We start from the raw sequence: 11,622 nt of genomic DNA, 5'->3' as shown, positions 1-11,622 counted from the left end.
AGAAGAAGAAAAAGCAAGAGAAATAGCAAAAGCTAAGGAAGAAGAAAAAGCAAGAGAAATAGCAAAAGCTAAGGAAGAAGAAATAGCAAGAGAAATAGCAAAGGCTAAAGAAGAAGAGAGAGCGAAAGAAGTATCACAAAACAATATACAGTCTGCTAAACGTGAATTAACGGTAGTAGCGACAGCGTATACTGCTGATCCAAGTGAAAATGGTACATATGGTGGACGCGTTTTAACTGCGATGGGGCATGATTTAACGGCAAATCCGAATATGAGAATTATCGCAGTTGATCCGAAAGTAATCCCATTAGGATCTAAAGTATGGGTAGAAGGTTATGGAGAAGCTATCGCTGGTGATACTGGAAGCGCAATTAAAGGTAATCGTATTGATGTATTAATGGGGTCAAAAAGTAAAGCTATGAATTGGGGAAGAAAAACTGTTAAAGTAAAAATTTTATAGTAACTATAATGATCCAAATAGAAGTCAGTTCTCTTTATTGAGGCTGGCTTTTATTTTTTTAGTGGAAGTATAATAGGATTTTTAAATGACTTATTAATAAACCTGTAATAAAACATAAAAATTGTCTCATGTTTAGAAAAACTATTAAGAATGAGGTAAGGAAGTAGAACAGAAGGTTATTGAGAAGTAGAGAAGAATAGTATGTTGAAAACGAAGGGTTAACGTATAATGAAATATATAAATCGGATCAAATCGTTTACTAAACACTTTCACTCATAATAGTGTAATTAAGTTCAAAGGATAGGTGTATTTCATGAAAGAAGTAAGAGAATATATTGAAACAAAGAAACAAGGTGTATTGGAGTTGCAAATAAAAGAAACGGAAGAAAAGCTAGGTGCTGCTTTCCCAAATCAATATAGGGATCTTATTAAATTAGTTAATAATGCTGAAATAGGGGAATGGATACTATATCCGATTAAAGATAATAGAAATGTAACGAAAACTTGGGATGATATTGTTAGACAAAACATTGACATGAGAGATGAGTCTATACCAGAAAATCTTATCATAATTGGTGACGATGGTTCAGGGGATAAATTGTGCTTTAAAATAAATAATGGAAAAATGGATGATAAAATATATATTTGGTATCACGCGGATGACGAAATGGAAGAAATATCTCCGAGTTTAAAAGAATTTATTATGGAAACTATTCAGGAAGACGATGTTTTTTAGTCTTAATTATTATCATTTTGTGAATCATTCTTATAAAGGCGAGGATAGAATATGACAATAGAATTATATGGCGCACATTGTAATGAGCGGAAAGGGTATAGAGTAATTGAAGGAAGAGGTTCATATAATCATTACTTTGGCGGTCAAGATTGTAATTTGCCAGTATGTAAGTTATGCGGTGAGAAGATGCATCAAATTCTCTGTTTTGATTTAAAAGATGGGAGACTTGCTGAACTTAAAAGTAATGAACTAAATATTTTACCATTCGTTTCATGCTTGAACTGCGCGATGGTGTGGGAACCGCAATATTTTCAGTTAAGTGATGGAGGTAAAACAGTTCAAATCATAAAGCAGCAAAATACAGAAGAATGGATAATGGAAGAGGAAGATAAGTTACCAGTTTCATTACCAAAAACAACGGTAAAGCTTATAAATATGAAAAATGAAGATATACCTACAGATGAAGATAGTTACTGGGAAGCTTTTGACTTGTTCGGTTCTGAATATGTATGTAGATTATTAGGGGCACCATTATATGCGGATCTTCCAGAGCATTTGGCGTGTCCAACTTGTTCTAAAGAGATGAAGTATGTTGCTACAATTACACAAGATATCGAGGAACGTGAACTTATTTCAGTAGTTGATTTCCAGTTTGGGGAAATGAATATATACTATTATTTATGTAAAGATTGTTCAATTATAAAAACGGAAACACAAAGTACATAACAAGACTAACATATTATATTAGTCTTGTTTTTGTATCGCAACATCATTAAGAATCGCATCAAATATATCTTTTTGCGTAAAGTTATCTGTAAAAATAGTTTCTCTGGCAACCTCAATTGTATCGTGCGGATTATACCATTTTTGGAGGGAATCTTCACCAAATTCATATCGTTTGTCCCTTGTGTTATGTCGTCTAATAGTTTCCTCTAATGATAAATCAAAATAATATGTAAATGCATTTTCATCAAAATAACGAATTAATTCTTTTAACATCTCACCATACCTGCGACTGTCCAATATACCTTCTAAAATAACAAATTCACATTTTCCTTTTCCGTACTTTGTAATTTCAAATAGTAAATCATGTGATAAATTACCCATTGTGTCGTGTACTCTAAGCATATCTCTACGCACAACATCCTGTGATACTAAAAGTGTACCTTGTCCGAAATGTTCTTGTAGTTGCTTTGCAATCGTTGTTTTACCACTTGCGGAGTTTCCTCTAAGAATGATTAAAGTGGATGTAAGTATAGGTTTAGACATAATGTATTCCCCCAACGGTATTAATTATATAGAAAATTTTAACAAATAAAGTGAGGAAAGTGTATAATTAATATGATGGATATTTAAGGAGGGGATTAGATGGGGGATATATTAAAAAATGCACAACCTATATGGAAACGGACTTGGTTTCGTTATCTAGGGGCATTTTTTATTGTTCAGTTACTGTTTATTTTGTGTGAAATAACTGCGTGGGCACCAAACTTTAGGCCAGGCGGAGAGTTTTTTAATAGAATATTAAATTCTCAATTTTTCACTGAATGGTTCACACTCTATACAATCCCGCAATTTAACGTATTTACAGCATTTTTTGCGATTACATTACTACCATATGCATTAGTAGGTGCAATGAAAGATGTAACATCAAGAAAAAATATAAAGGAATAATAGAGGTATAATATGCTTTTTCAAAAAGAAGGTTTATTGATTAGATACGTAATGGAAAATGATGCAGCTATCATTTCTAAATGGTTAACGGACCCAGCAGTCCTGCGGTATTACGAAGGGCGAGATAATCCGCAATCTGTAGAAAAGGTGCTTGATCATTTTATGCATAATCCAAACAGTAATGAAAATAGATGTTTAATAGAATTTGATACCGTTCCGATTGGTTACATACAAATGTACCCAGTTGATTCAGAGTGGAAAGCGATATATGGCTATAAAGAATCACAAAATGTATGGGGAATGGATCAATTTATCGGTGAACCAGTCTATTGGGGAAAAGGAATTGGACAAAAACTCGTTCAGGCAGCAATTACATACATTATGGGTGAAATGGGAGCAGAAGCAATCGCAATGGATCCGAAAGTAAATAATGAACGAGCGATAAAGTGTTATGAAAAATGCGGATTTAAAAAAGTAAAGATTTTAAAGGAACATGAGCTGCATGAGGGGGAACTAGAAGATTGTTGGATGATGGAATACAAACAATTATAATGAATATGCAATGGCTTATATAAACGAAGGGAGCTGTGTGAAATGAAAAAAGCATTAATCGTAATTGATGTGCAAGCCGGTATGTATACAGCTGGAATGCCAGTACATAATGGGGAAAAATTTTTACAAACATTGCAAGAGCTTATTGGGGAATGTCGTTCAAATGATATTCCAGTTATTTATGTTCAACATAACGGTCCTAAAGACCATCCGTTAGAAAAAGGTACGGATGGATGGCGAATCCATGCAACAATCGCTCCGCAAGAAGGGGATGATATTGTTGAAAAGACGACGCCAGATTCATTCCATAAGACAAACTTAAGCGAAGTGTTACAAGAGAAAGGAATTGAACACGTTATTCTTTCGGGAATGCAAACAGAGTATTGTGTAGATACGACAACGCGCAGAGCATGTAGTGAAGGATATAAAGTAACGTTAGTTAGTGATGCGCATAGTACATTTGATGCAGAAGTGTTACGTGCTGAAGATATTGTGAAACATCATAACGCAGTATTGGGAGCGTTTGCGGATGTTGTTGCATTAAAAGACTTGAAAGTGGCTGCCTCTAAATAAGAGGCAGTTTTTTTATTAGAAAAATAGCGTCAAATATTGTTGGTAAGTCGATATTTTGAAATAATCGTTTATATAATTTCATGTACCATAATAAAAATATACAAAAAAGGAGCACCACATAATTAAAAAGGGCGCTCCTGCATTAAAATGTTACTTCTTCTTGTCTTTATCCAATATATTTTGTTCTTCAGCAAACTCCGTACCATATGCAAAGCGGCGATTAATACGAATGTTATCATTGTTGTGCCTTGTATGAGAGTTAGAGAAGCGATGAACGATTACTTCAGATAAAGTGAAGACGATGGCAGAAAGGATACTGCCCCATGCAATTTGCATATAGTTGTCTAATAAAATATTACCGAAAATCCATACGCTTAAATATGTTAATAAGAAATCCGACATAATGGCACCAGTATTGCCAATTCGATTTAAAATAATTTTATCAACGAACATGTAGGATACGATTGTAACAAAGAGACTGAATGAAATAATTTGAACAAACGTTGCAGGGAAAAATAAAGCAAGCCCAATGCTAAATGCGATAATGCACGATATAAACTTGATAAGCACTACTGTGAAATCATTCAAAATTTACACCTCCGATTTATACATAGTTTTGCAATAAATTCTGGAGTTCATACATTGTAACGGATTTATTTACATAAAACTTTTTCATGTTCGGAATTTAGTCTAAATATTATAAAAATAACGAAAAAATGTTATAGTAAAATGAGAGTGTATGACATTTTTAGGTAAGGGGGAATCCAGGATGTGGATTACTTCAGAAGTAGAAATTCCAGATGAGTTAATTGATCACATTGAGCAAGGAAAGTTAGTGTTATTTGTTGGAGCGGGAGTTTCTATGAAAGGGAAATCAAACTTACCAAATTTTGATGATTTAGTTGATGAAATTGCAAAAACGTTATATGTCGAAAAGCGTGAAATAACAGAACCACATGATTATTATCTTGGTAAAATTGCGAAAACAAAAGATGTACATCAAGTCGCAAGAGATCTTGTTCATATAGAGAAATCAAAACCGAATCCATTACATTATGCAATTCCAAGGTTATTTCCTTTAGATACAGATATCCGCATTGTAACAACAAATTTTGATCAACATTTTACAACTGCAATTAAAGAAATAAATAGAGATATCAATGTTTATTACGCTCCAGCTTTACCGACTGGGAGAGCTTTTAAAGGTCTTGCTTATATACATGGTAATGTAGAACAGGAGAAAGAGGCTTTAATTTTAACAGACGGTGATTTTGGAAGGGCTTACTTAACGGAAGGGTGGGCGAGAAGATTTTTAGTCGATCTATTCTCAAATTACACCGTTTTATTCGTTGGATATAGTCATAATGACCCAGTAATGAAATATTTAGCAACTGGTTTACCACCAAGTACAAGACGATTTGCTTTCGTCGCACAAGGAGAAAATACGTACCACTGGGAACATTTGGGGATAAGACCGATTGTGTATCCGAATAAAGTGAATAATCATCAATCCCTCGTAAAAGCGGTAAAACGCTGGGCGGAATTAATGGGTGATAATTATATTACGAAAAGAATGCGTATTCGGGATATTGTAACGGTTCCCCCGTCAGTAGAACAGGAACAATTATCATACATAAAGCAATCAATTAAAAAAATTGAAACAGTTCGTTACTTTGTGGAATTTGCTCACGATTATGAATGGGTCGAATGGTTAGAAGCAGAAGGTAAATTACAAAATTTGTTTATGCTTACGCCAAACTATAATGAAGTAGATGAATTACTTGCAGAATGGTTAGTGGAACAATTTCTTTTTAGTCATCAGATAGAATTATTTCAATTAATTTATAAAAACTATTCTAAAATATCACCGTTATTATGGAGAACAATTTGTAACTACTTAAACGAAACGAAGAGTAAGATGGACCCATTGTTGTTTGCCAGGTGGACACTCCTTTTATTAGAAACTGCTGAAAAAGATAGTAGCTCTATAGAAAAGATTTCTAAGTTACTGCAAAAATGTTCTTTTCCTGAGCATAAGGAAATTGCGTTATTGTTACTAACTTTTATTTTAGACGGAAAGCTGAAGTTGAAACGTGTAAGAAAATGGGGAAATGATACGCAAGAAGCAATAGAACTCGAGGAATCGAGTCGCTTACCAGTATCAACATTTTCTCATGTGGAGCAAATTTGGAATGAAAAGATGAGGCCATATATCGCCTATTATGCTGTTCCAATTATGATGATTGGATTAGAAAAATTGAGAATGTTGTCATTAAGACAAACGGCACTGAAAAAAAGAAATACGGAAGATGTAGAAAAAGAGTTTCATCAAAATGATCTTGCATTTTTAATACAAATTGTAAAAGAGTGTCTAACTTATTTATGTGAAAACAATGAGAAAAAAGCGGATTATTATATTACAGAAATGATAGAAGCGAATAGTGTACTTCAAAAGCGAATTGCAATTGATGCGATGAATAAAAATATTTTTGTTCGTGTAGATGACAAAATGAAATGGTTGTTACATGAAGGACTTCTTTTAGATTTCACTTATAAACACGAAGTTTTCCAACTTTTAAAAAGTCATTATGCAAATTGTTTGGAAAAAACAAAAGAAGAAGTCACTCGAACTGTAATAAAGCGTCTTACAGAAGAGAGAGTATTTGATGCATGTCTCGTATTAGACTTATTATTCAAGTGTGATTCAAATAGTCCATCTACGGCAAATGGGTATGAGTTAATGAAGCAAAAGCATCCTCATTTTCATTCTGAACAATACAGTGTACAAAAGAAAGAGGATACAGCGCAAAGCATTACTTGTAATGTAACAGCTGACGGATTATTGCAGCTGAAAGATGTTGAAATTATGAAGCAAGTTCGGCAATTTTCGCAAGATGGTGTTTTTGAACAACGCCATTTTTTAGAGATGTTATCAAAAGCATGTAAATTGAATACGGAGTGGAGTATTTCATTCGCATATCAATTAGTAGGAGTGCAAGAAATAAGTAATGAAGTATGGTTTGTTTGTATTAGAGAATGGCGAAATAACAGAGGATTGACAAATGATCAAATCCAAAAAATTATTCCGTTATTGCAGAAATTTGTTAGAAATACTGCTTTTCATTGGTTAATTAGTAGTTTTCTATATGAAATTAGTAATCGACTAGAAGAGTTAGAAGAGAATAGTATACGTGTTGTAAAACGCTTTGCTTTTTCAGTGTTTCCTCAAGTTATGAAGAGTGATACGGATTTTAAGCTTGGAAAACAAGATTTTTACAATGAATCAATTCAGCATCCTGTTGGAAAAATGACGGCTGTATTATTAAAGTTGTTATCATATGATCATTTATACGATCGTAATGTATATGAATATTTATTTTTATTTGAAGAACAAGTAAGAGTTAATTCAGTACGAACAAACTTTATGTTTGCTCGTTTAATAGCAGATATTACATTTCTATATCATATTGAAAAGCAATGGTGCCGAAAATATTTGTTACCATACTTAGATTTAAAAAAACAAAATGAAATTACGGAATATGCATGGGCTGGTTTATGTTACACGCAAATAAATTTACCTTTATTTACAGAAATGAAGCGTTTTATTAAGTATGCGATAGAACATTTGGAAGTATTACATCCGCATACGAGGGAAGCTTTCTTGAAGTGGCTTAGCTTTGTATTTATTAAATGTGTACTATATTGGGAGCAAAAAACAGATTGGTTATACCCTTTACTCGTATTAGAAAATGAAGAAAATAAAATTAAATTTATGCAGTTTTTATGCTATTACGTCAAAACATTAAGTGTAAAAGAACAACAAAAATTTTGGACAGCTTGGCTCAGTGTATTTTTGCGAGAACGACCAAAAATGGGTGAGATAACAGCGAGAGAATATGTAATGCTTTTACGTATTATTTTATACATGGATGAAATATTAGAAAAAGGATTATGTATTATGTCTCGTGCATTTTCAAGTGTAAATGGTAAATGTACAGGTGAGGAAATGAAGCAGTTATTGATTGAAATGCTTCATAAGAAAGAAAGTATGAAAGCGCATAAAGAAATGTTTGCAAATGTGTTTTTTATTTTACTACAAACATGTCAAGAAGCCGTTTTATTTGAAAAAGAAATCATAAAAATAAAAGAATTATTAGTTCAGTATGGAGTAGAGGAATATGTTTTACATTTACTAGAAAATGAAATAATTCGCATAGGAATTGTAATGGGTGATTTACAAGAAGAATTATAGGACGAAAGTGGAATTTTAAAAAATATATAAAAAGTTGTTGACAGTGTTTTGAAAAGCGTTCTATAATACGAATCATACTTATTCAATTTCAAAAACATTTGAATAAACAAAGTGCAATGAAGAGATCACAGTAGTGGTTAGTCTTACTGTAACAGAGAGCTGGTGGTTGGTGTGAACCAGTACAGGGATAATCATGAATTACAGTCTTGGAGCATCTTTTTCGTAATAAAGATAGTTTGTCTTTATGAGGAAAAAGCGGTCAATTGATCGTTAACAGTGAAGAGAGGTAGACAGAAAGTTAGTCTACAACTAGGGTGGTACCGCGATAAATATCGTCCCTACTGATTTATTCAGTAGGGACTTTTTGTATTTTAGTGGTCCAACTTGAAAATAAAATAGTCATGCATTGAAAGGAAAAGCAGTAGTTGTTGTTTCCCTGTAACAGAGAGCTGGTGGTTGGTGCGAACCAGTACAAAAACAAGAGCGAATTACAGTCCTGGAGCATCTTTTTCGTAGTAAAGATAGTATTGTCTTTATGAAGGGAAAGACGGTCAGATGATCGTTAACAATGAAGAGAGGTAGACGAAAGAAGTCTACAACTAGGGTGGTACCGCGATAAATATCGTCCCTACTGATTGGATCAGTAGGGCTTTTTTGTACAAAAAAGTGGCTTTTTAACTAGTAGTTCATGTCTTTGTACGAATTATTAGTTTAAAATAAGAAGAGGTATCGATTCCACTATAAATTTGTATAATTAACCAGTTCAGAAAATAGAGAATCTTTTATTCTCTTACTATACTTTTAAAACATTAGAGGAGGATTTCCAAATGGCAAATCATGAATTAGATCAATTACGTAAACAGGTAGATGAAATTAACTTACAACTATTACACCTTTTAAACAAACGTGGTGAAATCGTTCAAAAAATTGGAGAACAAAAGCAAGTACAAGGTACGAAACGCTTTGATCCAGTACGTGAGCGTGAAGTACTTGATATGATCGCAGAGCATAACGAAGGACCATTCGAAACATCAACAGTTCAACATATTTTCAAAACGATTTTCAAAGCAAGCTTAGAGTTACAAGAAGATGATAACCGTAAAGCGTTACTAGTATCACGTAAAAAGAAACAAGAAAATACAATCGTTGATGTAAAAGGTGAATTGATTGGAAACGGAACACAAACGTTCATCATGGGACCTTGTGCAGTAGAAAGCTTAGAGCAAGTTCGTCAAGTAGGGCAAGCGATGAAAGACCAAGGCTTAAAATTAATGCGCGGTGGTGCATTCAAACCGAGAACATCTCCATACGATTTCCAAGGTTTAGGAGTAGAAGGACTACAAATTTTACGCCAAGTAGCAGACGAGTTCGACTTAGCAATTATTAGTGAAATTTTAAATCCGAACGATGTTGAAATGGCATTAGACTACGTTGATGTAATTCAAGTTGGCGCACGTAACATGCAAAACTTCGATTTATTACGAGCTGTAGGTAAAGTTAACAAACCAGTATTATTAAAACGTGGATTAGCAGCAACAATTGATGAGTTCATTAATGCAGCGGAATACATCATTGCGCAAGGTAACGATCAAATTATTCTTTGTGAGCGTGGTATCCGCACATACGAAAGAGCAACACGTAACACATTAGACATTTCTGCAGTACCAATTTTAAAGAAAGAAACACATTTACCAGTTATCGTTGATGTAACACATTCAACTGGACGCAGAGATTTATTATTACCAACAGCGAAAGCGGCACTTGCAATTGGCGCAGATGCAGTAATGGCTGAAGTTCATCCAGATCCAGCAGTTGCATTGTCAGATTCTGCACAACAAATGGACATTCCAGAATTCCATAGATTCATGGATGAGTTAAAAGGTTTCAAAAATAAATTATCTTAATTCCATATTATATATGCGTTGAAGAGGAAACAGTAGTGCTTATCTCACTGTTAAAGAGAGCTGATGGCTGGTGTGAATCAGTACAAAGGTAAGCATGAATTACAGCCTTGGAGCATCTTTCTCGACAACTTATGGAGGGGAAGACGGTCAAACGATCGTTAAAGAAGAAGAGAGGTAGACGACAGTTGTCTACAACTAGGGTGGTACCGCGATAAACATCGTCCCTACTGAGCGCTCAGTAGGGACTTTTTTGTACAAAAAAATAGTAAAGGGGCAAGAGAAATGAGATACATTACAGCTGGAGAATCACATGGACCGCAGTTAACAGTTATTTTAGAAGGTGTACCAGCAGGTTTGACACTTACGGCGGAACATATTAATAAAGAATTATTAAGAAGACAAAAAGGTCATGGACGCGGAAGACGCATGCAAATTGAAACAGATACAGTTGAAATTGTAAGTGGTGTTCGTCACGGGATGACACTTGGATCACCGATTACGTTAATCGTAAAAAATGATGATTTCAAACATTGGACGAAAGTAATGGGTGCTGAGCCAATTTCTGAAAAAGAAAGTAAAGACATGAAACGTACAATTACAAAACCACGTCCAGGACATGCGGATTTAAATGGAGCAATTAAATATGGTCATCGTGATATAAGAAACGTATTAGAGCGCTCATCTGCAAGAGAAACGACAGTTCGTGTAGCTGCTGGTGCAGTTGCAAAACAAATTTTAAGCGAATTAGGCGTGAAAATTGCAGGACATGTTCTTGAAATTGGTGGAGTAAAAGCAAAACATATTTCAAACTTACCGATTGAAGAAATTCAAACGATAACTGAAAACTCACCAGTTCGATGTTTAGATAAAGAAGTAGAGCAAGAAATGATGGATGCGATTGACAACGCAAAAAGTAGCGGAGATTCAATAGGTGGTATTGTGGAAGTTATTGCAGAAGGTATGCCAATTGGCGTTGGTAGTTACGTTCATTACGATCGTAAATTAGATGCAAAACTTGCTGGTGCAATTATGAGTATAAATGCATTTAAAGGTGCTGAAATTGGCGTAGGTTTTGAAGCGGCAAGACAACCAGGAAGTAAAGTGCATGATGAAATTCTGTGGGATGAAGAAAAAGGATACACGAGAAAAACGAATAATGCCGGCGGTTTAGAAGGCGGTATGACAACAGGTATGCCAATTGTCGTAAGAGGCGTTATGAAGCCAATTCCTACATTATACAAACCGTTAGCAAGCGTTGATATTGATACGAAGGAAGCATTCCAAGCGAGTATTGAAAGATCTGATAGTTGCGCAGTACCAGCAGCGGGTGTAGTAGCTGAATCTGTTGTAGCATGGGAACTTGCAGATGCACTAGTCGAACAATTCGGAAAAGATCGTATGGAATTATTAAAACAAAACATTATGCAACACAATAACTACGCAAAAGAATTTTAATAAAAAGGTGGGTTTA

At 34.3% G+C, this 11,622-nt stretch carries 11 protein-coding genes and 3 other annotated features; of the genes, 9 read left to right on the top strand and 2 right to left on the bottom strand.

Annotated elements, in window-relative coordinates:
• From AC1Q51_RS18815 to AC1Q51_RS18805, 3 genes are all read left to right on the top strand, one after another.
• On the top strand, positions 1–460 hold a 460-nt coding region (locus tag AC1Q51_RS18815), incomplete at its 5' end, for a 3D domain-containing protein (RefSeq protein WP_492331639.1).
• Between the two features lie 313 nt (positions 461–773).
• Complete coding sequence (locus AC1Q51_RS18810) at positions 774–1,196, top strand: SMI1/KNR4 family protein (RefSeq protein ID WP_000665935.1); 423 nt, start codon at positions 774–776, stop codon at positions 1,194–1,196.
• 51 nt (positions 1,197–1,247) lie between these two features.
• Positions 1,248–1,922 carry a hypothetical protein gene (locus AC1Q51_RS18805; RefSeq protein WP_000151352.1) on the top strand — a complete coding sequence of 225 codons (675 nt, stop codon included), beginning with the start codon at positions 1,248–1,250 and terminating at the stop codon, positions 1,920–1,922.
• An 18-nt stretch (positions 1,923–1,940) separates the two neighbouring features.
• On the opposite strand, the gene AC1Q51_RS18800 is transcribed toward AC1Q51_RS18805, so the two are convergent.
• Positions 1,941–2,465, bottom strand: a complete 525-nt coding sequence (locus AC1Q51_RS18800) for a kinase (protein ID WP_074625439.1) — start codon at positions 2,463–2,465, stop codon at positions 1,941–1,943.
• A gap of 99 nt (positions 2,466–2,564) precedes the next feature.
• Here AC1Q51_RS18800 and AC1Q51_RS18795 point away from each other — a divergent pair, with 99 nt between their 5' ends.
• Genes AC1Q51_RS18795 through AC1Q51_RS18785 form a run of 3 tightly spaced genes read left to right on the top strand, consistent with a single transcriptional unit; the run spans position 2,565 to position 3,995 of the window.
• Complete coding sequence (locus AC1Q51_RS18795) at positions 2,565–2,870, top strand: YfzA family protein (RefSeq protein ID WP_000502339.1); 306 nt, start codon at positions 2,565–2,567, stop codon at positions 2,868–2,870.
• A 12-nt stretch (positions 2,871–2,882) separates the two neighbouring features.
• Entirely contained in the window at positions 2,883–3,422 is a 540-nt protein-coding gene (locus tag AC1Q51_RS18790; protein WP_000898784.1) for a GNAT family N-acetyltransferase, read from the top strand.
• Positions 3,423–3,464: 42 nt separating this feature from the next.
• Positions 3,465–3,995: a cysteine hydrolase family protein gene (locus tag AC1Q51_RS18785; RefSeq protein WP_016081173.1), complete on the top strand. Its 531-nt coding sequence runs from the start codon at positions 3,465–3,467 to the stop codon at positions 3,993–3,995.
• A 150-nt stretch (positions 3,996–4,145) separates the two neighbouring features.
• Here the strand turns inward: AC1Q51_RS18785 and AC1Q51_RS18780 are convergent, their stop codons facing one another.
• Positions 4,146–4,583, bottom strand: coding sequence for a YndM family protein (locus AC1Q51_RS18780; protein ID WP_000997702.1), 438 nt, complete (start codon positions 4,581–4,583; stop codon positions 4,146–4,148).
• A 181-nt stretch (positions 4,584–4,764) separates the two neighbouring features.
• Here AC1Q51_RS18780 and AC1Q51_RS18775 point away from each other — a divergent pair, with 181 nt between their 5' ends.
• From AC1Q51_RS18775 to aroC, 3 genes are all read left to right on the top strand, one after another.
• Positions 4,765–8,247, top strand: a complete 3,483-nt coding sequence (locus AC1Q51_RS18775) for a DUF4020 domain-containing protein (RefSeq protein WP_110496967.1) — start codon at positions 4,765–4,767, stop codon at positions 8,245–8,247.
• Between the two features lie 107 nt (positions 8,248–8,354).
• Positions 8,355–8,590, top strand: a binding site (T-box leader).
• A 54-nt stretch (positions 8,591–8,644) separates the two neighbouring features.
• Positions 8,645–8,880, top strand: a binding site (T-box leader).
• Positions 8,881–9,074: 194 nt separating this feature from the next.
• Positions 9,075–10,151 carry a bifunctional 3-deoxy-7-phosphoheptulonate synthase/chorismate mutase gene (locus AC1Q51_RS18770; protein WP_001273575.1) on the top strand — a complete coding sequence of 359 codons (1,077 nt, stop codon included), beginning with the start codon at positions 9,075–9,077 and terminating at the stop codon, positions 10,149–10,151.
• A 9-nt stretch (positions 10,152–10,160) separates the two neighbouring features.
• Positions 10,161–10,380, top strand: a binding site (T-box leader).
• Positions 10,381–10,433: 53 nt separating this feature from the next.
• Positions 10,434–11,606, top strand: a complete 1,173-nt coding sequence (gene aroC, locus AC1Q51_RS18765) for a chorismate synthase (protein WP_001269431.1) — start codon at positions 10,434–10,436, stop codon at positions 11,604–11,606.
• The last annotated feature ends 16 nt before the right edge of the window (positions 11,607–11,622 follow it).

The sequence above is a fragment of the Bacillus sp. MT94 genome, assembly GCF_058792475.1.
Note: the sequence above shows the minus strand (reverse complement) of the source record. Positions and strands in the feature narration are given on the sequence as shown.

What these genes read in the sequence shown, in the direction of transcription:
- AC1Q51_RS18810 (WP_000665935.1), top strand. Translation starts at nt 774, where the DNA reads ATGAAAGAAGTAAGAGAATATATTGAAACAAAGAAACAAGGTGTATTG.
- AC1Q51_RS18805 (WP_000151352.1), top strand. Translation starts at nt 1,248, where the DNA reads ATGACAATAGAATTATATGGCGCACATTGTAATGAGCGGAAAGGGTAT.
- AC1Q51_RS18800 (WP_074625439.1), bottom strand. Translation starts at nt 2,465, where the DNA reads ATGTCTAAACCTATACTTACATCCACTTTAATCATTCTTAGAGGAAAC.
- AC1Q51_RS18795 (WP_000502339.1), top strand. Translation starts at nt 2,565, where the DNA reads ATGGGGGATATATTAAAAAATGCACAACCTATATGGAAACGGACTTGG.
- AC1Q51_RS18790 (WP_000898784.1), top strand. Translation starts at nt 2,883, where the DNA reads ATGCTTTTTCAAAAAGAAGGTTTATTGATTAGATACGTAATGGAAAAT.
- AC1Q51_RS18785 (WP_016081173.1), top strand. Translation starts at nt 3,465, where the DNA reads ATGAAAAAAGCATTAATCGTAATTGATGTGCAAGCCGGTATGTATACA.
- AC1Q51_RS18775 (WP_110496967.1), top strand. Translation starts at nt 4,765, where the DNA reads ATGTGGATTACTTCAGAAGTAGAAATTCCAGATGAGTTAATTGATCAC.
- AC1Q51_RS18770 (WP_001273575.1), top strand. Translation starts at nt 9,075, where the DNA reads ATGGCAAATCATGAATTAGATCAATTACGTAAACAGGTAGATGAAATT.
- aroC (WP_001269431.1), top strand. Translation starts at nt 10,434, where the DNA reads ATGAGATACATTACAGCTGGAGAATCACATGGACCGCAGTTAACAGTT.